Source organism: Achromobacter sp. ACM01 (assembly GCF_014851745.1).
GTDB classification, from domain to species: domain Bacteria; phylum Pseudomonadota; class Gammaproteobacteria; order Burkholderiales; family Burkholderiaceae_B; genus Achromobacter; species Achromobacter aegrifaciens.
In genome coordinates this window covers 1146620-1171440 of sequence record NZ_JACVAF010000001.1, presented here as the reverse complement: position 1 = coordinate 1171440, position 24821 = coordinate 1146620, and the positions used below count along the sequence as shown (strand labels likewise).

The following is a 24821-nucleotide window of genomic DNA, read 5'->3' as shown; positions in this document are numbered from 1 at the left end:
AGTATGGCTTCTTCACACGGTCAAAGGCTCCTCAGGAAATCGACGAGCGCCTTGTTGACTGCCTCGGGGGCTTCCTGTTGCAACCAATGCCCCGCGCCGGGAATGACTTCAGCAGCGCGCAGTTGGGGAACGAGGGCCGGCATGGCCGCGATGATCTGGTCCATGCCGGGAATCGCCAGGCCCGTCTCCCTTTCCCCTACGAGATAAAGCGCAGGCACATCCACCGTCTTTCCCTCAAAGGCCCCCTGCAGCGCCCAATTGCGGTCCAGATTCCGGTAATAGTTGAGGCCGCCACGAAAACCGCTGGCGGTGTAGCTTTGGACAAAGGTCGCCAGATCCGATGGAGTAAGCCAGGCCGGCAACGTCTGGGGGACAGGCAGCGAATCGAGCAGGCCACGGCCAGCGGCTACCATGCCAAACGGATTGGGCGTGGCGGGGTCGTCACGCGGCCCGGCGTCGCCCGATGCCGCGAAGTAGATGGCGCGCAGGGTCGCGCTGATGTCGCGCTCGAACTCCTCTTCAGCAACTCCCGGCTCGTTGAAGTAATGCGTGTAAAACGCAGCGGACTCGGTTCTGGGGAAGAGGCGGCTGGGTGCAACCGGCGCTCTGCGCATCATGGGAACGCCCAGGGCGACGACGGCCCGAAAGCGGTCCGGACGCAGTTGGGCTGCCTGCCATGCGATGCTGGCGCCCCAATCGCCCCCCACGATCACCGCATCATCGGCCCCCTCGCTTTCGATAAGCGCGACCAGGTCGCCGATGACATCCAATGTTGTGAACGCCGCCACATCCGCCGGACTGTCGCTGGCGCCATAACCGCGCAAATCCGGGGCCACGGCGCGGAATCCCGCACGGGCCAGGGCGGGCAGCTGATGGCGCCAGGCATAAGCGGTCTCGGGAAAGCCGTGGCACAGCACGACGAGTGGACCTTCGCCCTGGGCCGTGACATTGAGCGTGATGCCGTTGACGGTCACATCGCGTGTTTCAAGGTCGATCATCGGGCAAGCTCTCAAGAAGTATCCGGTGCAGCTATAATACCGTAACACCTGTGGTTACGGTAACTGATCCCATGGCCAATGACACCCGCCTTGCCCGTCTGCTGCACGTCTTGATTCACATGCATTTGCGCGGCGGCACGACCACTTCTGGAACGCTGGCCCAGATGCTGCATACGAATGAGGTGGTGGTGCGCCGATCCATGGCGGCGCTGCGTACCGCCGGCATGGTGACCTCCACGGGCGGGCGCAACGGCGGCTGGGTACTGGCCAGGGGACTGGAAACCATCACCGCGCGCGATGTCCATGAAGCCATCGCCCATGGCACGGTCTTTACCATCGGGCCAGCCGACGACAATCCTGCCTGCCCCGTGGAACGAGCCGCGAACCAATTGGTGGCGGATTCCCTGCGCGAAGGCGAGCATGCCTTGCTGCAACGCTTGGGCGCGGTATCGCTTTCCGAGCTTGCCGCGGAGATTGCCTCGCGCGAGGAAGGATGAAGCCGTAGAGTCGAATGAGCTGCGCAGGCAGAGCGTTTATCGTTGTTCTATCTACTGTTCCTTCAGCCCCAACGACTTCATCAACGGGGCGAACAATTTCTTTTCGTCCTGCACGCGCGCGGCATAGTCCGCCACACGCAGCGGTAGCGCCTCGGCGCCCGCATCGAGAAAGCGCGCCTGGATCTCCGGCCTCGCAAGCACTTTATTGATTTCGGCGTTCATGCGATCGACCACGTCATCGCGGGTGCCAGCGGCGGCATACACGCCAAACAGGCTGTCTGCGAAAACACCGTCGATGCCGACCTCGGAAAAGGTTCGTATGTCGGGCGCCACGGCAGCGCGTTGCCGGCTTGCCACCGCAAGTACCTTCAGTTTGCCCGCTTGCACCATGGGAAAGACCGTGGCGGGTCCAAACGCGAAGTCGATCTGGCCCGCTGCCAGGTCTTGTATCGCCGGCGCCACGCCGCGATAAGGCGCATGGGTAGCCTGCATGCCAGTAGCCTGCTTGAGCAGCTCGCCGGCCAGATGCGGCGTCGTGCCGTTTCCGGCCGAACCGTAATTGAGAGGAGCGGGCTGCTTGCGCGCATATTCCACGAATTCTTCGAGCGTATCGACGCCAAGCGAGGACCGGACAAACAGGAACAACTGGCTGTTGGCCAGCAAGGCAACCGGCCGCAGGTCCCGCTGCGGATCGAACGGCATGCTGGCGAACATCAGTGGATTGACCGATTCGGTCGTCGATGGATTGAGCAGGAAGGTATGGTTGTCTCCACCGTTGCGCACAACCTCGGCGCCCGCCAAGTTGCCGCCCGCACCGCCCCGATTCTCCACGATAACGGTCTGCTTCAATGCTTCGGCCAAGTGCGGCTGCACCGTGCGTGCCAGCACGTCGACCAGCCCTCCGGGCGCCAGGCCCACGACCAGGCGCACGGGCTTGACGGGCCAGGCCTGAGACGGCGTTTGCGCATGGCTGCCCGTCACCCAGCCAGTCAGCGCCAGCATCATCATTGCCAGGCAACGTCTACGCAACAGCATGCGATTCTCCCTATGGGGGCTCACCCCGCGATCCCGCGTACGGTGCGTCACATGCCGCACCACGGAGAACCGCCTCGATGCCTCATACGGCGGCGGTCCTGCGTCTGCCGCTCATTCTTCATAAAAGTTTAGGCTTAAAGAATCCCGGATTACCCTAATTTTCCAGCGGCACGGCGGCGTATCACGCTACCTCCCACAACGCCGCTGTCACACCCAGCAACAGCAGCATCGCCGACGTAATGAACCACCGCACGGTTTTCCGGTATTCATTCTCGGCTTCATCTTCCAGACGCAAGGCGCGGTAGAGAGCAATTATCTGCAGCAGGCTGGCCAGCAACAGGGACACGCCGGGCAGCACGGACAGCGCGCTCCAATCGCCCGGCGCGTCGAAGCCCCAGTAGCGCAGGAAACCCAGCGAAAACCCCAGCAATACCGTGATGGCCGTAATCAATCCAGCCCGAAAGCCCTGGGGCAGTGGCCCCTGGCTGCGGGTCCGTACCGCGTCGTCGCCTGGCGTTTCCGGTGTCATCATTGAGATATTCCGCACTGAGTACGCTACGGCCCACCCGCTACCGGTTTATGTGGGAGCCAAACCTGAACTCCTGCCTTCACTCGAGGTCAGGTTGAATTGATTATGGCTGCTATCACAGCGTACTGGGGCTGTTTCCCTCCCCGTGTTTGCACGCCTGTCCCTTGTCGCCGTGCTTGCCGGCTGCTCGTCTAACTTCCGCCTCAGTGAAGTTAGACGCCATCCAGCTCCCCAATATGTAACAACCACCCCCCTCCCCCTTGAACCCTAGAACATCATCCCTATAATTAGCACTCGACACCGGTGAGTGCTAACAAGCGTTCCCGGGCCTAACCGATCATTTCCTTCTCTTTTTTGCAACAGGAGTTCCTCATGGCCTTGCGTCCCCTGGGCGATCGCGTGATCGTCAAACGCCTCGAAAACGAGCGCAAGACTGCATCGGGCATCGTTATCCCCGACAGCGCCGCTGAAAAGCCCGACCAGGGTGAAGTCGTGGCCGTCGGCCCCGGCAAGAAGACCGAAGACGGCAAGATCCTGCCGGTCGACCTGAAGGCTGGCGACAAGGTGCTGTTCGGCAAGTACGCCGGCCAGTCCGTGAAGGTTGACGGCGAAGAGCTGCTCGTCATCCGCGAGGACGAAATCCTCGCCGTGGTCCAGTAAACCCCGCCTCAAACGAATTTTCGAAGGAAGCTAAGAAATGGCTGCCAAGCAAGTACTGTTCGGTGACGACGCCCGCGTGCGCATCGTCCGCGGCGTGAATGTTCTCGCCAACGCTGTCAAGACCACCCTGGGCCCCAAGGGTCGCAACGTCGTGCTGGAGCGCTCGTTCGGCGCCCCGACCGTGACCAAGGACGGCGTGTCCGTCGCCAAGGAAATCGAACTGAAGGACAAGTTCGAAAACATCGGCGCCCAGCTGGTCAAGGACGTTGCCTCCAAGACCTCCGACAACGCCGGTGACGGCACCACCACCGCCACCGTGCTGGCCCAGGCCATCGTCATGGAAGGCCTGAAGTACGTTGCCGCCGGTTTCAACCCGATCGACCTGAAGCGCGGCATCGACAAGGCTGTCGCCGCCGCCGTCGCTGAACTGAAGAAGCAATCCAAGCCGGTCACGACCAGCAAGGAAATCGCCCAGGTCGGCTCGATCTCCGCCAACAGCGACACCTCCATCGGCCAGATCATCGCTGACGCGATGGACAAGGTCGGCAAGGAAGGCGTCATCACCGTCGAAGACGGCAAGTCGCTGGAAAACGAGCTGGACGTCGTCGAAGGCATGCAATTCGACCGCGGCTACCTGTCGCCCTACTTCATCAACAACCCGGACAAGCAAGTTGCCGCTCTGGAAGATCCGTTTGTCCTGATTTTCGACAAGAAGATCAGCAACATCCGCGACCTGCTGCCCGTGCTGGAACAAGTTGCCAAGTCGAGCCGTCCGCTGCTGATCATCGCTGAAGACGTCGAAGGCGAAGCCCTGGCTACCCTGGTTGTGAACAACATCCGCGGCATCCTGAAGACGACCGCCGTCAAGGCTCCTGGCTTCGGCGACCGCCGCAAGGCCATGCTGGAAGACATCGCCATCCTGACGGGCGGCACGGTGATCTCCGAAGAAACCGGCATGTCGCTGGAAAAGGCCGGCCTGGCTGAACTGGGCCAAGCCAAGCGCATCGAAGTGGGCAAGGAAAACACGACCATCATCGACGGCGCTGGCGACAGCAAGTCGATCGAAGCTCGCGTCAAGCAAATCCGCGTCCAGATCGAAGAAGCCACGTCCGACTACGACCGTGAAAAGCTGCAAGAACGCGTGGCCAAGCTGGCCGGCGGCGTTGCCGTGATTCGCGTTGGCGCTGCCACCGAAGTCGAAATGAAGGAAAAGAAGGCTCGCGTCGAAGACGCCCTGCACGCCACCCGCGCTGCAGTGGAAGAAGGCGTTGTGGCTGGCGGCGGCGTTGCTCTGCTGCGCGCCAAGCAAGCCATCGCTGACTTGAAGGGCGACACGCCTGACCAGAACGCCGGCATCAAGCTGATCCTGCGTGCTGTGGAAGAGCCGCTGCGCACCATCGTCACCAACGCCGGCGAAGAAGCCAGCGTGGTCGTCAACACCGTGCTGAACGGCAAGGGCAACTACGGCTACAACGCCGCGACCGGCGAGTACACCGACCTGGTCGAGCAAGGCGTGCTGGATCCCACCAAGGTGACCCGCACCGCCCTGCAGAACGCCGCTTCCGTCGCCAGCCTGCTGCTGACCGCCGAAGCTGCCGTGGTCGAACTCGCCGAAGACAAGCCCGCTGCTCCGGCCATGCCCGGCGGCATGGGCGGCATGGGCGGCATGGACTTCTAAGTCCCGCCATCCTTGCAAGGCCTCCCCGGCTCCGGCCGGGGAATGCAGTATCCCGAAAAACCCCCGGTCCTTCGCCCCGGGGGTTTTCTTTTTTCCGCAACGCGGCCTCGCCAAAGAACACGTTTGCGCACAATCTGCGGGTTTCGCCGCAGCGCATGCGTCCCTACAATGAAGGCTCCCCCAGAACGAGCCGAGTCCCATGCGTTTGCCCCCGACCCTGTTGCGCGCCCTGCGTCCGTCCGAAATCGGCGGGCTGTTGATGGACTCGGCCAAACAGTGGTCCACCCATCGCGCCTCCAGCAAGGGCGCGGCGCTGGCGCTGTACATGGTGTTTTCGCTTGCGCCCATGCTGATCCTGGTGATCGCGGTGGCGGGCGCGTTCTTCGGCGAAGACGCGGTGCGCTCGGAGTTGTTCTCACAACTGCGCGAGCTGACCGGCGAGCGCGGCGCTGAAGTCATCCAGACGGTGCTGGCCAGCGCCCATGAATCAGGCAAGGGCTGGATCGCGGCGCTGATATCGATCTTCGTGCTGATCTTCAGCGCCACCACGGCCTTCGCGGAACTGAAGGCCAGCCTGGACGAACTGTGGGAAGTCTCCGCCAACCAGAAAGGCGGGCTGCACGGCATGGTCCGCAGCCGCATGCTGTCGTTCGGCCTGGTGCTGGTGCTGGCGCTATTCCTCTTGATATCGCTGACGGTGAACGCCGCGCTCGGAGCCGCACGGGGTTATTACGGCGATCTCTGGACGGCTTCGTCCTTCGCCCTGGTGGCGGAGTGGATATCCAGCCTGTTTTCCTTCTCCATCGTGGTGGCGCTGTTCGCGGTCATCTACAAGCTGCTGCCAAGCGCGAAGATCTCGTGGCCGGACGTGATCCCGGGCGCCATCGTGACCGCGGCGCTGTTCCTGGTGGGCAAGTGGGGCATCGGCGTCTATCTCAGCCGGGGCGCGGCGGTGTCGGCCTACGGCGCGGCGGGGTCGCTGATCGCGCTGCTGCTGTGGATCTACTATTCGGCGCAGATCTTCTTCTTCGGTGCGGTGTTCACGCGCCAGTTCGCGCTGCGCTTCGGCAGGAAGAGCGCGCCCGCGTCGGACTCGGCGGACTCCACGCCCGCAGCAGACGCCTAAGCCTGGCGCCATCAGCCCCGAGCGTCGTCCTGCTGCTCCAGACCCGCCATCAAGCGCAGACATTTCAGGAACACCGGCCGCAGATCCTCGGGGATGGGGGCCAGCACCTCCGCCTCCACGGCAGCATCCTGCGGCAGAATGCGCGCCAACAGAGCAATGCCCTCTTCCGTGATCTCCAGCGCATAGGCGCGCCCATCCTGGGCTGAGCGCTTGCGGCGCACGTAGCCCTTTTTGGTCATGCGCGCGATCATTTCAGCGAAGGAATTGCGGTCCAGCGCGATCAGCTCGGCGATGCGGTTCTGGGTCGCGCCCGGATTCTGGTAGACGGTGATCAGCAGCGCCTTCTGCCGCGGGGTCAGGTCTTCGTCGGGAAAGGCCTGGGCGAACAGGGCTTCGGCCCGGAAATGGGCCCGGCGCAGCAGATGGGACGCGACCTGGGTCAGGTCGAACGCCTGCAAGGCCTGGGGAGCGGCCGGGTCGGGAGGGATACGTCGGGATCTAGCGGTCATCGGGCTTCCAAGGGATGGATGTCGGCGATCATGGCATTGCTGCGCGGGTCCATAAGATAGCTCACGCCCCTTTCAGACTTCATCATGCCCTGCCTTTCCGGTAGTCGGTCAAGCCCACGCCGGTATGGCGCTTGAAGAACTTGCCCAAATAGGAGGCGTCGGCGAAATGCAGTTCCTCGGCAATCTGCTGCACGGATTTCCTGGGCTGGGTAAGGCGCTTTTTTATCTCCAACACGACCTGCCTGTCGATCAGCGTTTTGGGCGCGTCGTTGAAGAACCTCCTGCTCAACTGCGACAGATAGTATGGAGTGATATGCAGCAGCCCAGCATAGAACGCCACCCCGCGCTGTTGTACGCAGTGCATCGAGATCAGCTCCCAGAATTTCCAGCAGACCGCTTCCGATCTGCTGAAGTCATTCCTCATGCCGGCCCCAAGGCCGTCTGTCTTTTCACAGATCCACAAGAACAGGTTCTGGACGTGGTTGACGATCATGGTCCGCTGGTAGGTGACGCACTGCTCATGGATCAGCGCCGCCTGGCCTTCCCAGGCCTTTGAATACCGCGGCGACAGCTTTTCGGCAGCGAAGAACGGCGAACGGCTCAAGAAGGAAAACAGGCTGTTGGGCAGCGCGTGCGCAATCTCCGCAGCGATGGACCGGTTCATCAAATAGCAGGCACATGAATAGTCATCCGACTTGCGTTTGATGAGCGCGATGGAATCTTCCGCCAGGACCAGGAGATCATTTTTCTTCATCCGGTGCGGCTTGAAGTTCACTTCCCACTCGGCGCTGCCCTCGCGGCAGATCAACACCACCACATACGCCAACGCCAAGGGGTGCCCCACCTGTTCGTCAAAGCTGTTGAGGCCGATGGCCAGGTCTTCGATGCCTGTATCCGAGAGCTGAGAGAGCGTTTTCATTTACGCTGAAATTTTAAATCATCACCCATGAATTCCCGCAATCTTGTTTTCAAAATTACCTAATCTGCTCAACCCTGTCTATTATCAGTTGCGCCCTCGGATCCTAGAATTGCGGCTGCTGTTTTCATTGCTGAAAGGAAGGGAAATCATGCTGCGCACCGAACGCCTCATTTTGCGGCCCTGGCACACCGACGACGCGCCGAGCCTGTTTGCGTATGCAAGCGACGAACGGATCGGCCTCGCCGCGGGCTGGCCTGCTCATACAAGCGTCGAACATAGCCGGGAGATCATCCAGACGGTTTTTTCGCGGCCACTGGCCTATGCCTTGACACAGAAGGGAGACAACACCGCCATAGGCCTGGTGGCGTTGCTCATGGGGAAGGACAGCAATTTCGACATTGCCGACGACGAAGCCGAAATCGCGTATTGGATCGGCGTACCGTTCTGGGGCCAGGGGTTGATTCCTGAAGCCGTCAGGGAACTGATGCGCCATGCGTTTGAAACGTTGAACTTCAACGCGCTATGGTGCGGCTATTTCGCCGACAACGAGAAATCGCGCAGAGCCCAGGAAAAGTGCGGCTTCAAGCACCATCACACCGAGGAGAACAAGTTCAATCAGTTCATGAACGACTACCGGACGGAGCATGTCAGCCGCATCGGCAAGGAAGAATGGCAGACGCTGACGGCTTCGGAATCGCATTGACTTGAGGCGGGGCGCTGTCTATGATCCAAAATATAGTACGTATACGTATTTATTTTGCATCCAGACCGAGCCCTGCACATGACGATCCGACAATTGCGCAACTACATCGACGGCCGCTTCGAAGACGGCGCGTCCACCTTCGACAAGCACAGCCCGGTGGACGGGCGCCTGGTCGCCCAGGTCCACGAAGCCAACCGCGACCAGATCGACCGCGCGGTGGCGGCGGCGCACCGAGCCCTGCCCGCCTGGGCGGGGCTGTCGGTGGCCGAGCGCACCGATCATCTGCTGGCCCTGGCCGACGGCATCACGCGGCGCTTCGACGACTTCCTGCAGGCCGAGATCGGCGACACCGGCAAGCCGGTGGGCTGGGCAGGCAAGATCGACATTCCGCGCGGGGCCGCCAATTTCCGCGCCTTCGCGGAACTGGCGCGCACGCTGGACATGGAAAGCTACATGACGGATACGCCCGATGGCCGCCAGGCGCTGAACTACGCCTACCGCAAGCCGCTGGGCGTGGTGGGCGTGATTTCGCCCTGGAACCTGCCGCTCCTGTTGCTGACCTGGAAGGTGGCGCCGGCGCTGGCATTCGGCAATACGGTGATCATGAAGCCGTCCGAAGTCACGCCCTCCACGGCCACGCTGCTGGCCGAGGTCGCGCATGAAGCCGGGCTGCCGGCCGGCGTGCTGAACCTGGCGCATGGCTTCGGACCTGGCTCGGCGGGCGAATTCATGACCACCCATCCGGACATCGACGGCATCACCTTCACGGGCGAGTCGGCCACGGGCGCGGCCATCATGCGGGCCGTGGCGCCGGGCGTGAAGCCGGTGTCGTTCGAGCTGGGCGGCAAGAACGCGGCGCTGGTGTTCGCCGATGCGGATTTCGATGCCGCGGTGGACGGCGTGACGCAATCGGTGTTCGCCAACTGCGGGCAGGTCTGCCTGTGCACCGAGCGCGTCTACGTCGAACGCCCGATCTATGAGCGCTTCGTCACCGCGCTGGCGGCGCGCGCGGAAGCCCTGCGCATAGGCTGGCCCATGGATCCCGCCACCGAGATGGGACCGCTGGTGTCGCGCGAGCATCGCGAGAAGGTGCTGTCGTACTTCGCCCTGGCGCGCGAGGAAGGCGCGACGGTGGTGGCAGGCGGCGGCGTGCCGGTATTCGGCGATGCGCGCGACGAAGGCGCCTACGTGCAGCCCACGATCTGGACCGGCCTGCCCGAGACCGCCCGCTGCATCAAGGAGGAAGTCTTCGGCCCGGTCTGCCACGTGACGCCCTTCGACACCGAAGAAGAAGCCATCCGACTGGCCAACGACACGCGCTACGGCCTGGCTGCGGCCGTCTGGACGCAGAACCTCACGCGCGGCCACCGCGTGGCGCAGGCCATGAAGGTCGGCCTGGCCTGGGTCAACTGCTGGTTCCTGCGCGACCTGCGCACACCGTTCGGCGGCAGCGGCCTTTCGGGCATCGGCCGTGAAGGCGGACGCCATTCGCTGCATTTCTATACCGAACCCACCAATGTCTGCATTAAGCTCTGACCACCCCACGCAAAGGAAGACGCGATGAACCAACCCCAGCCCGGCGTCAGCGCCACCGTCGTCGCCGGCAAGGCCACGCCCCGCGGCAAGTATCCGCACATCAAGCGCGCCGGCGATTTCCTGTATGTCTCCGGCACCAGCTCCCGCTTGCCCGACAACCGCATCGCGGGCGCCGAGGTCGACGCCATGGGCACCGCCATGCTGGACATCCGGGTGCAGACGCGCGCCGTCATCGAGAACATCCGCGACATCCTGGCCACGGCCGATGCGACGCTGGCCGACGTGGTCGAGATCAGCACCTTCCTCGTCAACATGAATGATTTCGGCGGCTACAACCAGGTGTACGGCGAGTACTTCGACTCCGACGGTCCGGCCCGTACCACCGTCGCCGTGCATCAGCTGCCGCACCCGCAGCTGCTGATCGAGATCAAGGCGGTCGCCTACAAGCCGCAAGTGCGCTAGCGGCGCATGTCGGACTTCCGCATCACGCCCAACGCGCTCAGCCGCAAGCTGAAGCTGCACCAATTGCAGGTGTTCGAGCGCGTGCTGGCATGCCGTTCGCTGTCGCGCGCCGCCAGCGAGCTGCATCTGACCCAGCCCACCGTCACCAAGGCCATCCACGAACTGGAGTCCTTCTTCGGCGCGTCGTTGTTCGACCGTTCCAACCGCGGCGTGACGCCGACGGAGCTGGCCGTGGTGCTGGGCCGCCGGGTCCAGGCCATGATGGCCGAGATCCGCTACATGGCCGACGACATCGACGCGGTGCTGGGCGGGGCCAGCGGCCATGTGGTGGTGGGTACGCTCATCGCTGCGTCGGCCAAGCTGCTGCCCGAGGCGATTGCGCGCCTGATGACCGCGCACCCCGGCATCCAGGTCAGCGTGCGCGAAGGGCCGACCTCCCAGTTGCTGCCGGCGCTGGCCACGGGCGACCTGGACATCGTGGTGGGCCGCCTGCCCGGCGCCGACATGGCATCGATCTCCGGCGTGGCGGTGGACCATCACAAGCTGTACCGCGAGGAGCTGTGCCTGGTGGCGCGCGCCGCCCATCCCCTGGCCGGCGCGCCGTCCGCACCGCTGGCCGCGCTGACCGATCACATCTGGATCCTGCCCGCCGCCAGCTCGCCGCTGCGCGCTTCGATCGAGCGCAGCTTCCTGGACGCCGGCCTGCGCCTGCCGGCCCGGCATGTCGAATCTCTATCGCTCCTGACCAATATCGGCGTGCTCATGCACAGCGACGCGCTGGCGCTGCTGCCTTACGACGCAGCAGCGCCATTCCTGGCCACGGGCATGCTCGCGCGCCTGCCCACCGACGCCTTCGGCGCATTCGGCGACGTGGGCTACTCGGTGCGCGCGGACCGCCCGCTGACGCCGGCCTGCCAGCGCCTGGTGGACCATCTGAAGCAGATCGCGGCGCAGCGCGCTGAAGCCGTCGGTTGACAGACAGGTCAGGGTTATCCCGCCATAGACAAGCCGCATACCCGGCGGCGTAATTTCTATTGTGCAGGCCCGCAAGGTCCCGCCTAGACTGCGGGCTATGGGGCAGCCCCGGTCCGCCCCCAGACTTCCGGAGATCCGCATGCCTGCCTATGGCCCGCCGTTGAACTTCCAGCGCTGGATAGACGACCACGCGCACCTGCTCAAGCCACCGGTCGGCAACCAGCAGATCTGGCAGGACGCCGACTTCATCGTCACCGTGGTCGGCGGCCCGAACCACCGCACCGACTACCACGACGACCCGCTGGAAGAGTTCTTCTACCAATTGCGCGGCAACGCCTGGCTGTCGCTGTGGGTGGACGGCAAGCCCGAGCGCGTGGATCTGAAGGAAGGCGATATTTTCCTTCTGCCGCCGCACGTGCGGCATTCGCCGCAACGACCCGAGACCGACAGCGCCTGCCTGGTCATCGAACGCCAGCGCCCTGAAGGCCTGCTGGACGGCTTCGAATGGTATTGCCCGCAATGCCGCAGCCTGGTGCACCGCGTGGAGGTACAGCTCAAGAGCATCGTGACCGACCTGCCGCCGCTGTTCCAGGCCTTTTATTCCAGCACCGAGAAACGCACCTGTCCCAGCTGCGGCGAGATCCATCCGGGCAAGGGGCATGCGCCCTCCGCGCAGGCGGCCCCGGCCTAGGGGCGTTTCCTTTTGCCCAATCTTGCGCCACACCGCCACGCGCCCGACCGACTTCTTTTCCTTTGCACATGACCCAGAAAATCGACATGCACGCGCACTTCTTCCCGCCGATCACCCGGCAGGAAGCGGCGGCGCTGGACCCCGTCAACGCGCCCTGGCTGCGGCTGGACGGCGACGGTTCGAGCGGCCAGATCATGGCGGGTGACCGCCCGTTCCGCCCGGTGGACGCCACCTTGTGGGCCCCGGCCCTGCGCCTGGAACAGATGGACCGCAACGGCGTAGACCTGCAGATCCTCTGCGCGACGCCCATCATGTTCGGCTACTCCTATCCGGCCCGGGCCGCCGCCGACTGGGCGGCGCGCATGAACGACCTGGCGCTGGAACACTGCGCCCATGCGCCAGCGCGCCTGAAGGCGCTGGCGCAGGTGCCGCTGCAGGATCTGGAGCTGGCCTGCAAGGAAGCGTCGCGCGCCCGCGCCGCCGGCCACCTGGGTGTGCAGATCGGCAACCACGTCGGCCCGCGCGACCTGGACGACGAGACCCTGGTGCAGTTCCTGATCCACTGCGCCAACGATCACATCCCGGTGCTGGTGCATCCCTGGGACATGATGACCGACGGCCGCATGAAGAAATGGATGTTGCCGTGGCTGGTCTCCATGCCCGCTGAAACCCAGCTGGGCATCCTGTCGCTGATCCTGTCCGGCGCGTTCGAGCGCATCCCGCGCAGCCTGAAGCTCTGTTTCGCGCACGGCGGCGGCAGCTTCGCCTTCCTGCTGGGCCGCGTGGACAATGCCTGGCGCCATCGCGACATCATCCGCCAGGACTGTCCGCAGCTGCCCTCTTCGTACACCGACCGCTTCTACACCGACAGCGCGGTGTTCGACCCGCGCGCGCTGCGCCTGCTGATCGACGTAATGGGCGAAGACCGGGTGCTGCTGGGTTCCGACTACCCCTATCCCCTGGGCGAACAGGAAGTGGGCAAGCTGGTGACCCACGCTGGCCTGCTGCCGGACGTGCAGCAGAAGATTCTGAGCCGCAACACGATGGAGTTCTTCGGCCTGGTCCGCTGACGCTTCCTGCGTAGCGGGACGGCTGCGCTCAGGCCTGGCCGTCCAGCGGTGTGAACGGCGGCAGCGCAAGCCCCAACCTGGCGCTCCATTCGGCCATTTCGGCCTTCAAGGCCGGCGGCACCGGAATCCCCGCGGCCTGGCGCTGCGCCTGCGAGGCCAGTTCGGGATCGCCCGGCATGCATGGCGAACCGGGCTGCGCCACCAGTTCGGCCGCCATGCCCGCCACCACGGCGGCCAACGTCGCGCCGCCCGCGAACCGGGCGGGATCGATGACGATGAAGAACGCCCCGAGTTCGCGTGGACGATCCAGCTGCTCGTACATGGGACCGATGTGCGGTCCATGGGGATTGCCGTTGAGCGGCCCGCACAAGAGTTCGACCATCATCGCCAGGCCGTAGCCCTTGTGGCCGTAGTCGCCGCCCAAGGGCGTCAAGGCGCGGACACGCCGCGCGTCGGTCACGCTACGTCCCTCGGCGTCCAGCGCCACGCCTCCGGGCAGTTCTGCGCCGTCGCGGCGCGCGTTCATGACGCGATTCCATGGGATTGAGGTCGTCGCCATGTCCAGGCACAGCGGCTCGCCATCCTGTCTGGGGAAAGCGAAGGAAATGGGGTTGGTGCCGAAATACGGTTGCCGGCCGCCGAACGGCGCGGCAATGGAATCGGAATGCGTGTAGGCCATGCCAATCAGCCCTTGCCGAGCGGCCGCGCGCGTGTACAGGCCGATGGCTCCGCAATGCGAAGAGTCGCTGACGCCGACGGCGCCCACGCCCGCCTCGCGCGCCAGCGCCATGGCCGTCTCGTTGGCCCGGTGCGCCACCACGATGCCATGGCCCCTGCCGCCATGCACCTGCGCACAAGCCGCCCCGCTCTGCTCGATACGGATTTGTGGCCGCGCCAGGATGGAGCCATGGACGACCCGGTTCAGGTAGTGCGGCAGCCGCGCGATGCCATGCGAGTCAATGCCCCACAGGCTGGTCTGCGCCAGGCTGGATGCCAGGCAGTGGCCGTCGTCTTCATTGAAATCCAGGACCCGCAAGCACGCTTCGCCCCATTCCAGCCAATGCGCCGCGCCCACGCCTTCCGACCTTGCCATGCTGCGCTCCTCTTATGGATGCTGGCGGCGCGCCGCCAGCGGTCAAGCGGCCGGCACGGGCTGCGCCGAGTCTTCCCTGGCCGCGTCCTGCTCCAGGGCCTCCAGCGCGCCCAGCACGCCCAGCGTGCGCAGGCGTTCCAGCTGCAGGGCCAGCGCCTCGACAAAAGCGGGCTTGCTGCCCAGATCGCCGAACACAGGCCGGAATCCCGCCATCACAGTGGCTCGCCGATGCGCTGCCTGGGAGGGGGCCGAAGCCGTTGCGGCCACCTCGGCGCGCGCCAGCAGTTTGGCAAGCGCGCCGGCCAGCGGATCCTGGATGGCATAAGTGTTGCCCTGCTCGTCGTATCCGCGCAGGTAATGCAGCCAGGCGGCTACGGACATGGCCAGTCGGCTGAAATCGTCGCCCCGTTGCTTGCGGTCGCGGATGGCGGCCAGCAGGCGCTGCGGCACCTTCTGCGAACCATCCATCGCGACCTGCCGGGTGAGGTGAGGCAGCGCCGGATTGGACACGCGCGCCAGGAAGCGCTGGCGATACTCATCCAGCCCTGATCCCGGAACGCCGCGCAGCGTGGGCGCAAGCTCCAGCCGCATCATGTCGTCGACATAGCGGCGCAGCGCCGGCGTCGCGGCGGCTTCGCTATTGGTGCGCAGACCCAGCATCGAGCCCAGGTACGCGAACGCGGAATGCGGCGCGTTGACCATGCGCAGCTTCAGGCGTTCGTATGGCGCCGCGTTGCGCACGAAGTTCGCGCCGGCCGCGTCCCAGGCAGGCCTGCCGGCCGCGAACTTGTCCTCGATGACCCAGTTGAGGAAGGGTTCACCCACCACCGGCCAGGCGTCCTCGAATCCCAGGCGCTCTGCCACGCGCGCGCGGTCTTCGTCCTGCGTGCCCGGCACGATGCGGTCCACCATGGAATTCGGAAAAGTGCAGTTGTTGTCGATCCATGCGGTCAGGCCCACGTCGACCCGCAAGGCGAAGGCCAGCACCAGGCTGCGCAGCGTGTCACCGTTGGCGTGCAGGTTGTCGCAGGACAGCAGCGTGACGGGGGGCAAGCTGCGTTCGCGCCGCAGCGCCAGGCCGTACACCAGGATGCCGATGGTGCTGCGCGGCCTGACCGGATGCGCAAGGTCGTGCACGATGTCCGGGTCATCCCAGCGCAGGTGGCCGGTGGACGGTTCGTGGCTGTAGCCCTTCTCGGTGACGGTCAGGCTGACGATGCGCGTCTGGGCGGACGCGATGCGCTCCAGCACCGCCTGGGGATCTTCCTCGGCCACCACGACCCGCAACACCGACCCGACCACCCGCAACTGTTCCCGCAACTGCCCATCCGGGCCGGCGTCGCGCAGCGCCAGGGTGTACAGGCCGTCTTGCGGCGTCAGCGCGTCGCGCGTGGCGGGGCTGCGCAGCGAAACGCCCACGATGCCCCAACTCAGGTCCCCGCTGGCGGCCATGGCCAAGTCCGTCACCACCGCCTGGTGGGCGCGGTGGAAAGCGCCTATGCCCAGATGCACGATGCCGGGCGTGACCCGGCTGCGGTCATAGGCGGGAGATTCCACGTCCTCGGGCAGATGCGCCAGGGACTCCGAATTCAAACGTTCGAGCATGGATTACCAGTGCCATAGTGCGCCATCATGCGCCTGCCGGTTGACCGGCAGGTAGGCGCGTTGGTAGGGATATCTGGCGGCGAGCTTTTCGTCGATGTCGACACCATGGCCCGGCGCGTCGCCAGGGTATAGCATGCCCTGATTGAAGCTGTAAGCATGGGGAAACACTGCGTCCGTTTCGTCCGTGTGCCGCATGTACTCCTGGATGCCGAAATTCGGCACCCACAGGTCGAAATGCAGAGCGGCTCCCATGCAGGCTGGCGACAGGTCGGTGGCGCCATGGCAGCCGGTCCGCACCTGATAGAGCGCGGCCAGGTCGGCAATGCGGCGCAGATGCGTGATGCCGCCCGCATGCACCACCGTGGCGCGGATGTAGTCGATCAGCTGGTTTTCGATCAGGTCCTTGCAGTCCCAGATAGTGTTGAAAACTTCGCCCACGGCCAGCGGCGTGACCGTGTGCTGGCGGATCAGCCGGAAGGCTTCCTGGTTTTCCGCGGGCGTGGCGTCCTCCATCCAGAACAGGCGGTAGGGCTCCAGCGACTTGCCCAGGCGGCCGGCCTCGATGGGCGTGAGCCGGTGATGCACATCGTGCAGCAGATGGGTGTCCCAGCCCACTGCGTCGCGCACCCGCTGGAACAGGCGCGGCGCGTGGTCCAGATACTTTTCCGTGGACCAATCGTGCTCGGACGGCAGGGAGCCGTCGGCGGGTTCGTAGAACATGCGGCCGCGCCCCACGCCATAGACCGAGTTCAGGCCCGGCACCCCGCTTTGCGCGCGGATGGCCAGATAGCCCATCTCGCGGTAACGCAGCACCTCGTCCACGGTTTCGTCGATGTCGCGGCCATTGGCGTGGCCGTAGACCATGACGCCCGAACGGCCCTTGCCGCCCAGCAACTGGTACAGCGGCATGCCTGCGGCCTTGGCCTTGATGTCCCACAAGGCCGTGTCCACGGCGGCGATCGCGGACATGGTGACCGGACCGCGCCGCCAATATGCGCCGCGGTACAGGTACTGCCAGATATCCTCGATCTGCTGCGGATCGCGGCCGATGAGGCAGGGAATCACGTGCTCGGTCAGGTAGGCCGCCACGGCCAGCTCACGGCCATTGAGCGTGGCATCGCCGATACCGTACAGGCCTTCATCGGTTTCGATCTTCAAGGTAACGAAATTGCGGCCGGGACTGCAGACGATGACGCGCGCTTGGGTAATCTTCATGGATGGTCCTGTGGAATGCTGGAAACCCCTGGCCGACGCCGGGCGCCTACATCACCGCGCCCAACTGCCAAGGCACGAACTCGTTCTGGCCGTAGCCATGTTCCTCGCTGCGCGTGCGCCGGCCCGAGGCTGTTTCCAGCATCAGACGGAATATGCGCTCGCCCATGCCGGCCACGCTTTGCGCGCCGTCAACCACTTCGCCGCAATTGATGTCGATGTCGTCGGACTGCCGTTGCCACAGCGCCGTGTTGGTCGACAGCTTCAAGGACGGCGCGGGCGCACAGCCGTAGGCCGAGCCGCGGCCGGTGGTGAAGCAGATCAGGTTGGCGCCGCCCGCGACCTGGCCGGTGGCGGACACCGGGTCGTAGCCCGGCGTATCCATGAACACCAACCCGCGCGCCCTCACCGTTTCGGCATATTCGTACACGTCGGCCAGGCGGGTCGTGCCGCTCTTGGCGATGGCGCCCAGGGATTTCTCCAGGATGGTGGTCAGCCCGCCCGCCTTGTTCCCGGCCGAGGGGTTGTTGTCCATTTCCGCATCGTTGCGGGCGCAGTAGTCCTCCCACCAGCGCAGCCGGGCCAACAGCTTGGCCGCGACTTCGGGCGTGGCGGCGCGCCGGGTCAGCAGGTGCTCGCCGCCATAGATCTCCGGCGTCTCCGACAGGATGGCGCTGCCGCCATGGCGTACCAGCAGGTCCACTGCGGCGCCCAGCGCCGGATTGGCGCTGATGCCCGAATAGCCGTCGGACCCGCCGCATTGCAGGCCCACGGTCAACATGCTTGCAGGCACGGGCTGGCGCTGGACGCGGTCGGCCTGGGCCAGCATGGCGCGCACCAGTTCAATGCCATGCTCCACGGTCTTGCGCGTGCCGCCGGTCTCCTGGATGTTGAAGGTATGCAGCAAGCCGCTCTCGCGCAGCCCCTCCTGCTCCATCAGGCCGCCGATCTGGTTGGTTTCGCAGCCCAGGCCCAGCACCAGCAGGCCCGCGAAATTGGGATGGCGGGCGTAGCCGCCCAGCGTGCGGCGCAAGAGGCGCAGCGGTTCGCCCTCGCTGCCCGTGGCGCAGCCGGCGCCATGCGTCAGCGCCACCACTCCGTCCACGTTGGGATAGGCCGCCAGCGCGTCCGGATGGATATCGCGACGGAAATGGTCGGCGATCGCGCGCGCGGCGGTGGCCGAACAGTTCACGCTGGTGAGGATGCCGATGTAGTTGCGCGTGGCGACGCGGCCGTCGGCGCGCACGATGCCGTCGAACTGCGCGGGCGCGTCGACGTAATCGGTGGCGCGCGCGTCGACGCCCACGGCGTAATCGCGCTCGAAGTCGGAGAACTCCAGGTTGTGCGTGTGGACATGCGCGCCGGGCGCGATGTCGCAGCGCGCGACACCGATGATCTGGTTGTAGCGGCGCACCGGCTCGCCCGCGGCGATGGCGCGCGTTGCCACCTTGTGCCCTGGCGGCACCAGGCCGCGCACGACGACGTCTTCGCCAGCCAGGCGCGTGCCGCCGGCCAGCTGGCGCCTGGCGATCACCACATTGTCCGCCGGGTGGATGCGTATGACGGCGGTATCGGTTTCAGACATGAATGCCTCCTGGCGTTCTCGCGCCGCTAACCGTCGATCAGCGCAGGATCCCAGGCGTGGACGCGCTGCTGCTGTTCGCCCAGGCCGGCAATGCCCAGCCGCATCTCGTCGCCGGCCTTCAGGTACACGGGCGCCGGCTTCTGGCCCATGCCCACGCCCGGCGGCGTGCCGGTGCTGATCAGGTCTCCCGGGTACAGGGTCATGAAGCGGCTGACGTAGGACACCAGTTGCGCCACGCCGAACACCATGGTGCGGGTGCTGCCGTTCTGATAGCGCTTGCCATTGACGTCCAGCCACATGTCCAGCGCCTGCGGGTCGGCGATCTCGTCGGCGGTGACCAGCCACGGGCCGACCGGGCCGAAGGTATCGCAGCCCTTGCCCTTGTCCCAGGTACCGCCGCGCTCGATCTGGTATTCACGCTCGGACACGTCGTTGACCACGCAATAACCGGCCACGTGCTTCATGGCGTCCGCCTCGCTGACGTAGCGGGCCCGCTCGCCGATCACCACGCCCAGCTCGACTTCCCAGTCGGTCTTGACGGATTCCTGCGGCAGCACCACAGGATCGTTGCAGCCGACCACGGCCGAGGTGGGCTTCATGAAGACCACAGGCTCGGCCGGCACCGGCAGGCCCGACTCCGCTGCGTGGTCGGCGTAGTTCAGACCGATGCAGATGAACTTGCCCATGCCGCTCCAGGGTGGAGCCAGGCGGCCCGGGCGATCCACCAGCGGCAGGCTGGCCGGGTCCAGCGCGCGCAGCGGCGCAAGGCCGGCGCGCGTGAGCGTGGCGGCGCCTATGTCCGGCAGGACCGCCGACAGGTCCCGCACCTGCCCGCGGGCGTCCAGCATTCCGGGCTTCTCCGCGCCTTTCGCACCATAGCGCAACAGTTTCATCGCATGTTCCTCATGTGTGTAGTAAATGTTCAGTTCGACCAGCCGCCGTCGATGACCTGGGCGGTGCCGGTGGTGAAGGCGGACTCGTCGCTGGCAAGGTACACCGCCAGCAGGGCGATTTCCTCGGCGCTGCCGATGCGGCCCATGGGCTGGCGGGCGACGAAGGCGGCCTCCACCGCAGCCAGCGTCTGCCCGCCGGCGCTGGCCTGCGCCTCGATGCGCTGGCGCAGCGAAGGCGATTCCACCGTGCCCGGGCAGATGGCGTTGCAGCGTATGCCCTGCCCCACGTAGTCCGCGGCCACGGACTTGGTCAGCCCGATCACCGCTGCCTTGGTGGCGCCGTAGACGCAGCGGTTGGGCGCGCCCTTGATGCTGGACGCCACCGAGGCCATGTTGACGATGGAGCCGCCGCCCCGCGCCAGCATGCCGGGCAGGCAGGCGCGGATCATGCGGTACATGGATTTCACGTTCAGTTCGAACGAGAAGTCCCAGGCCTTTTCGTCGCATTCCAGGATGGTTCCGGCATGCACGAAACCGGCGCCGTTCAACAGCACGTCCACCGGCCCCGCCTCGGCGACCAGCGCGCCGATGGCGGCTGCGTCGGTCACGTCCAGCGTGCGGCGCCGGCATCCCGCCAGCGTCTCCAGCGCCCCGCCGTTGATGTCCAGCGCCAGCACGTCGGCGCCTTCGCGGACGTAGGCCTCGGCCACGGCGCGGCCTATGCCTTGACCAGCAGCGGTGACGATGGCGGTCTTGCCTTGCAGCCTTCCAGTCATGACGTCTTCCTTTTTACTTGGCCATGCCCATGGCGGTGGGCAGCCAGAGTGTGATCTGGGGGATATAGGTAATGGCGATCAACGCCAGGAACAGCGGCACCAGCCACGGCAGGATCGCGACCGTGGTCCGTTCCACCGACAGCTTGGACACGCGCGCCAGCACGAACAGCACCATGCCCATGGGCGGATGCAGCAGGCCGATCATCAGGTTCAGCGTCATGATCAGGCCGAAATGGATCGGGTCGATGCCGAGCTTGAGCACGATGGGCAGCAGGATAGGCACCAGGATGGTGATGGCGGCGATAGTGTCGATGAAGCAGCCCACGATCAGGATCAGGACGTTGGCCATCAGCAGGAACACCCATTTGTTCTGGGTCACACTGAGTATGCCGTCGGTCAGCGCCTGGGCCGCCTGGGTGGTGGTCAGCAACCAGGCGAACACCGAGGCTGCGGTGACGATGAACAGCACCGACGCCGTGGTCTCGATGGTGTCGAAAGTCGCCTTGGCCAAGGTCCGCAAGGTCATGGAGCGATAGCGCACCAGTCCCAGGAACAACGCCCATATCACCGCGGCCACCGCGGCCTCCGTGGGCGTGAACCAGCCCAGCGTCATGCCGCCGATCAGGATGACGGGCGCCATCAGCGCCATCACCGCCGAAAAGTTGTAGCGCCAGTCCAGCGCCAGCAACACGGCAAAGGCGATGCCTGCGGCCAGGTTCGCCGACATGCCGGCCTCGGTCATGAGCCAGATCGCCAGCGGGAACGCCAGCACGATGCCGACTTCCAGCCCGGCGGCGCCCAGGCGCTTCCAGTCGAAGGACACGTCGCCGCCCCAGTTGTTGCGGCGCGCGTAATAGGCCACGGTCAGCATCATCAGCACGGTCAGGACCGCGCCGGGAATCAGGCCGGCCAGGAACAGCGAGCCGATCGACACGTTGGCCATCATGCCGTAGATGACGAAGGGCAGCGACGGCGGAATGATGGGACCCAGCGTGGCCGAGGCGGCCGTCACCCCCACCGCGAACTCGGTCTCGTAGCCGTGGTCCTTCATGGCCTTGATTTCGATGGTGCCCAGGCCCGCGGCGTCGGCAATGGCCGTACCCGACATGCCCGCAAACACCACCGAGCCGATGATGTTCACCTGCCCCAGGCCGCCGCGCATCCAGCCCACCAGCGCCACGGCGAAGTTGTAGATGCGGCCGGTAATGCCGGCGATGTTCATCAGGTTGCCGGCCAGGATGAAGAACGGCACGGCCAGCAGAGGGAAGGACTCCACCCCCGCGATCATGCGCTGTGCAACCACCACGTCGGGCACGCTGCCCGAAATCAGCACGAACAGCAGCGATGCGCCTGCCATGGCCACCGCCACCGGCAGGCCGAAGATCATCAACAGCAGAAAGGTTCCGATCAGTATGCCCATGTCTCGCTTCCGGTTGTCGTTGTCGGATTCCGGGGCCGCCCCGGCTAGTCCTGCGACTCGTAGGCCGCGGGGTTTTCCAGGATGGAGTAGCCCTGGCGCCAATTGCAGATCGACACCTGCACCGAGCGCAGGAACATCAGGACGAATCCCGCCAGCGCCATCCAGTAGACATAGGCCTTGTTCCAGAACAGCGTGGTCATGGGCTCGTCGCCCACCAGCGCGATGTAGCGGTAGGTGAGCCACACCGCATAACCGAAGAACGCCGTGCGCAGCAGGTCGATGATGGTGGCCAGCGTGCGGCCGACGGGGCGCGGCAGGTAGCGGTACAGGAAATCCACCTGGATGTGGCGGCAGGCGCGCACGCACATGGCCGAGCCGATGAACACCACGCCGATCAGGCAATAGACGGCCAGTTCCTCGGTCCAGGCGTAGGAGTCGTTAAGCACATAGCGCGAAAAAAACTGCAGGAAGACCAGCAGCGCCATGGTCCAGAAAATACCCAGGCAGATCCAGTCCTCGGGCTGGTAGCCTGCCAGGCTGACCTCGTGATGATCGGCTTCCTCGAAACTCTGGACGATCTCCTGCGCCGTGGCGGGCGGTTGATGCCCCGCGGGATGGACAGGGTTGTTGCTGGCGGCCGCCATGACGGCGGCCTTGGCATCGGAATGCATGGCGTTCCCCTTGTACGGAATCGGACGGGTCGATGCGGGGCCGCGCAGGCGGCCCCCGGCGCGCTTACTTCACGGCCTGGATCCGTTCCCAATCCGATTTTTCGTAGCCGTACTGCTTGAACGGCACTTTCTCCAGCACGGTGTCGCGGAAATCCTGAACGTTCACCTCCGCCACGTTCAGGCCGCGCTTGCGGAACACCTCGACCATCTTCTTCTCGCTTTCGGCGACCTCGGCGGAAGCCTTCTCGGCCGCCTGCTGCGCCACTTCCGCGAAGATCTTCTTGTCCTCGTCGGACAGGCTCTTCCACAGCTTGCCCGAGATCACCGTGTTCAGGTGATCGACGATATGGCCGGTGAGGATGATGTTCTTCTGCACTTCGTAGAACTTCTTGGCCTCGATGGTGGTGAGCGGGTTCTCCTGCGCCTCCACGGTGCCGTTCTGCAACGCCAGGTAGACCTCGGCGAAGGCGATCGGCGCGGTGTTGGCGCCGCAGGCGCGCGGCATGGCCAGATAGGCGGCCACGTCAGGCACACGGATCTTCAGGCCCTTCATTTCGGAACACTTGGTGAAGGGTCGGTTGGACGTGGTCTGGCGCGTGCCGTAGTAGGTGGTGGCGACGATGTGGTTGCCGCTTTTCTCGTCGTAGCCGCGCGTGAGTTCCTTGTAGATATCGCTCTTCGTGTAGGCGATCAGGTGCTCGGGATTGCGAAAGATGTAGGGGTAGTAGGTGACGCCGATACGGGGAAAGCTCTTGGCCGCGAAGCTGGAGCCGGAGATGATCATGTCCACCGTACCGAGGGTCAGGCCCTGGTTGATGTCGTTTTCCTTGCCCAGCTGCGAGGCCGGGTATACGTCGATCTGGTAACGGCCGTTGGTGCGCTTGCCGATTTCCTGCGCCGCCCAGACGGAGGCGGTATGGAAGGGTTCGGATGTTTCGTACACGTGGGCCCACTTGAGCTTGGTTTGCGCCACTACGCTGCCGCTGGCGGCGAGCGCCAGGGCGGCAACCAGCGCCTTGACGGCGTTGCCTAGGTTCATGTCGTCTCCTCGTTGTTTTTTGAATGCCCGGCGTGGCGGCCCATGGTGAGCCGCCAGCGGGGTCACGCTTCAACTACAAGTTGCACCTTGGTACTGCGACTGCGATCCGCCGCCAGCTCGAAGGCCTCGAACGCCTGCGACAACGGCAACTGCGCGCTCATCAGGGGCCGCACGTCCACCTTGCGCGTACGCAGGTAGGACACGGCCCAATCGAACTCCACGCCCGCGCGGAACGCGCCGACGTAGTCGAGCTCCCGCGCCATGATGTTGTTGGCCGGAAACGCAATGCCCTCGGCGGGCAACGTTCCCACTTGCACGATGCGGCCGCCGCGCCGCGTCGCCGTCAGGCAGGTCGCCAGCGCCGCCGGGCTGCCGGCGGCCTCGATGCTGATGTCGGCGATATCGGTCAGATCGGCGGGCGCGAGCTGGTCGCTGCGCACGGCCAGGTCGGCGCCGACCTGGCGCGCCATGTCCAGCGGCCGGTCGGCCACGTCCGCCACGGTCACGTGGGCCGCGCCCGCCAGCCTGGCGGCGAGCACGGTCATGCAACCTATGGTGCCGCCGCCCGTCACCAGCACGCGCTTGCCCATCATGGGACCCGCCCGGTTGACGCCATGCAGGCCGATGGACAGCGGCTCGGCACAGGCGATCTCGCCCAGCGTAACGTCTGCTTCCGGCACCGGCGTGAGTTGGCGTTCGCCCATGACGAAGCGCTCGCGGAACATGCCTTGCACGTGCGGATAGATGCTGGCGCTGCCGAGAAAGCGCATGTTGCGGCAAAGATTGTCGCGGCCGGCGCGGCAGTAATCGCAGCCGCCGCAAGGATGGGAAGGATTGATGGCGACCTTCATGCCCGGCGCCACCGACCGCACGGCATCGCCCGTGCGCAGCACGACGCCCGACGCCTCATGACCGGGGATGAGGGGTTCGCGGATGACGAAGGCCCCCACGCGGCCATGCAGGAAATAGTGCAGGTCGGATCCGCAGATGCCCGCGGCGCCCAGCCTCAGCTCCACCTCGTGCGGCGCCAGCGGCGCGACTTCGTCCGGTTCCAGGCGCAAGTCGCGCGCCCCGTGGATGCGACAGGCCAGCGTCATGGCGACTTGCTCCTTGGCGTTCCGAACATCGGGCATCTGCGT

General features: G+C 65.3%; 25 protein-coding genes. 10 read left to right on the top strand and 15 right to left on the bottom strand.

The annotated features are described in order from the left end of the window. Positions 1-20: 20 nt before the first annotated feature. The gene (locus tag IB268_RS05400) at positions 21-998 is read right to left on the bottom strand and encodes an alpha/beta fold hydrolase (protein ID WP_192353929.1); all 978 of its coding nucleotides are present in this window, start codon (positions 996-998) and stop codon (positions 21-23) included. Positions 999-1069: 71 nt separating this feature from the next. Here IB268_RS05400 and IB268_RS05395 point away from each other — a divergent pair, with 71 nt between their 5' ends. After that, positions 1070-1495, top strand: a complete 426-nt coding sequence (locus tag IB268_RS05395; RefSeq protein ID WP_054451902.1) for an Rrf2 family transcriptional regulator — start codon at positions 1070-1072, stop codon at positions 1493-1495. A gap of 51 nt (positions 1496-1546) precedes the next feature. Here IB268_RS05395 and IB268_RS05390 read toward each other — a convergent pair whose 3' ends face one another. Next, entirely contained in the window at positions 1547-2530 is a 984-nt protein-coding gene (locus tag IB268_RS05390; protein WP_175180628.1) for a tripartite tricarboxylate transporter substrate binding protein, read from the bottom strand. Between the two features lie 181 nt (positions 2531-2711). Beyond that, the gene (locus tag IB268_RS05385) at positions 2712-3062 is read right to left on the bottom strand and encodes a hypothetical protein (protein WP_119452007.1); all 351 of its coding nucleotides are present in this window, start codon (positions 3060-3062) and stop codon (positions 2712-2714) included. Between the two features lie 369 nt (positions 3063-3431). Here IB268_RS05385 and groES point away from each other — a divergent pair, with 369 nt between their 5' ends. From groES to IB268_RS05370, 3 genes are all read left to right on the top strand, one after another. Then, the gene (gene groES / locus IB268_RS05380) at positions 3432-3719 is read left to right on the top strand and encodes a co-chaperone GroES (RefSeq protein WP_006221616.1); all 288 of its coding nucleotides are present in this window, start codon (positions 3432-3434) and stop codon (positions 3717-3719) included. Positions 3720-3756: 37 nt separating this feature from the next. Then, the gene (gene groL, locus IB268_RS05375) at positions 3757-5397 is read left to right on the top strand and encodes a chaperonin GroEL (protein WP_054451905.1); all 1641 of its coding nucleotides are present in this window, start codon (positions 3757-3759) and stop codon (positions 5395-5397) included. Between the two features lie 199 nt (positions 5398-5596). Beyond that, positions 5597-6523, top strand: coding sequence for a YihY/virulence factor BrkB family protein (locus IB268_RS05370; protein ID WP_192353928.1), 927 nt, complete (start codon positions 5597-5599; stop codon positions 6521-6523). A gap of 11 nt (positions 6524-6534) precedes the next feature. Here the strand turns inward: IB268_RS05370 and IB268_RS05365 are convergent, their stop codons facing one another. Together IB268_RS05365 and IB268_RS05360 are read right to left on the bottom strand one after the other, a co-directional pair. Next, positions 6535-7032, bottom strand: coding sequence for a MarR family winged helix-turn-helix transcriptional regulator (locus IB268_RS05365; RefSeq protein ID WP_175212583.1), 498 nt, complete (start codon positions 7030-7032; stop codon positions 6535-6537). 82 nt (positions 7033-7114) lie between these two features. Next, complete coding sequence (locus IB268_RS05360; RefSeq protein ID WP_175212584.1) at positions 7115-7951, bottom strand: AraC family transcriptional regulator; 837 nt, start codon at positions 7949-7951, stop codon at positions 7115-7117. Between the two features lie 148 nt (positions 7952-8099). On the opposite strand from IB268_RS05360, the gene IB268_RS05355 reads away from it, so the two are divergent. From IB268_RS05355 to IB268_RS05330, 6 genes are all read left to right on the top strand, one after another. Beyond that, positions 8100-8654: a GNAT family N-acetyltransferase gene (locus IB268_RS05355; RefSeq protein ID WP_225588886.1), complete on the top strand. Its 555-nt coding sequence runs from the start codon at positions 8100-8102 to the stop codon at positions 8652-8654. Between the two features lie 78 nt (positions 8655-8732). Then, positions 8733-10190 carry a 2-hydroxymuconic semialdehyde dehydrogenase gene (locus IB268_RS05350; RefSeq protein WP_192353927.1) on the top strand — a complete coding sequence of 486 codons (1458 nt, stop codon included), beginning with the start codon at positions 8733-8735 and terminating at the stop codon, positions 10188-10190. 24 nt (positions 10191-10214) lie between these two features. Further along, a complete protein-coding gene (locus IB268_RS05345; protein WP_054451909.1) occupies positions 10215-10652 on the top strand; it encodes a RidA family protein in 438 nt (145 codons plus the stop codon). A gap of 6 nt (positions 10653-10658) precedes the next feature. After that, positions 10659-11627, top strand: coding sequence for a LysR substrate-binding domain-containing protein (locus IB268_RS05340; RefSeq protein WP_054451910.1), 969 nt, complete (start codon positions 10659-10661; stop codon positions 11625-11627). Positions 11628-11766: 139 nt separating this feature from the next. Further along, on the top strand, positions 11767-12318 hold the full coding sequence (locus tag IB268_RS05335; protein ID WP_119452003.1) for a 3-hydroxyanthranilate 3,4-dioxygenase: 552 nt from the start codon (positions 11767-11769) through the stop codon (positions 12316-12318). A gap of 68 nt (positions 12319-12386) precedes the next feature. Beyond that, a complete protein-coding gene (locus IB268_RS05330; RefSeq protein WP_119452002.1) occupies positions 12387-13388 on the top strand; it encodes an amidohydrolase family protein in 1002 nt (333 codons plus the stop codon). A 28-nt stretch (positions 13389-13416) separates the two neighbouring features. On the opposite strand, the gene IB268_RS05325 is transcribed toward IB268_RS05330, so the two are convergent. The 10 genes from IB268_RS05325 to IB268_RS05280 all read right to left on the bottom strand — a co-directional run bounded on the left by IB268_RS05325 (position 13417) and on the right by IB268_RS05280 (position 24815). After that, on the bottom strand, positions 13417-14481 hold the full coding sequence (locus IB268_RS05325) for an Ldh family oxidoreductase (protein WP_192353926.1): 1065 nt from the start codon (positions 14479-14481) through the stop codon (positions 13417-13419). A gap of 42 nt (positions 14482-14523) precedes the next feature. Then, on the bottom strand, positions 14524-16086 hold the full coding sequence (locus IB268_RS05320) for a mannitol dehydrogenase family protein (RefSeq protein WP_192329332.1): 1563 nt from the start codon (positions 16084-16086) through the stop codon (positions 14524-14526). A gap of 3 nt (positions 16087-16089) precedes the next feature. Next, entirely contained in the window at positions 16090-17301 is a 1212-nt protein-coding gene (gene manD / locus IB268_RS05315; RefSeq protein WP_192353925.1) for a D-mannonate dehydratase ManD, read from the bottom strand. Between the two features lie 46 nt (positions 17302-17347). Further along, on the bottom strand, positions 17348-18883 hold the full coding sequence (locus IB268_RS05310; protein ID WP_119451998.1) for a UxaA family hydrolase: 1536 nt from the start codon (positions 18881-18883) through the stop codon (positions 17348-17350). A 26-nt stretch (positions 18884-18909) separates the two neighbouring features. Beyond that, a complete protein-coding gene (locus IB268_RS05305) occupies positions 18910-19776 on the bottom strand; it encodes a fumarylacetoacetate hydrolase family protein (RefSeq protein WP_192353924.1) in 867 nt (288 codons plus the stop codon). Between the two features lie 29 nt (positions 19777-19805). After that, the gene (locus tag IB268_RS05300; RefSeq protein WP_192353923.1) at positions 19806-20552 is read right to left on the bottom strand and encodes an SDR family oxidoreductase; all 747 of its coding nucleotides are present in this window, start codon (positions 20550-20552) and stop codon (positions 19806-19808) included. A 13-nt stretch (positions 20553-20565) separates the two neighbouring features. Further along, the gene (locus IB268_RS05295; protein WP_125472474.1) at positions 20566-21972 is read right to left on the bottom strand and encodes a TRAP transporter large permease; all 1407 of its coding nucleotides are present in this window, start codon (positions 21970-21972) and stop codon (positions 20566-20568) included. Between the two features lie 44 nt (positions 21973-22016). Beyond that, positions 22017-22643, bottom strand: a complete 627-nt coding sequence (locus IB268_RS05290; protein WP_119451997.1) for a TRAP transporter small permease — start codon at positions 22641-22643, stop codon at positions 22017-22019. A 64-nt stretch (positions 22644-22707) separates the two neighbouring features. Next, positions 22708-23682, bottom strand: coding sequence for a sialic acid TRAP transporter substrate-binding protein SiaP (locus IB268_RS05285; RefSeq protein ID WP_054451920.1), 975 nt, complete (start codon positions 23680-23682; stop codon positions 22708-22710). A gap of 62 nt (positions 23683-23744) precedes the next feature. Beyond that, positions 23745-24815 carry an L-idonate 5-dehydrogenase gene (locus IB268_RS05280; protein WP_342357251.1) on the bottom strand — a complete coding sequence of 357 codons (1071 nt, stop codon included), beginning with the start codon at positions 24813-24815 and terminating at the stop codon, positions 23745-23747. Between the last annotated feature and the right edge of the window lie 6 nt (positions 24816-24821).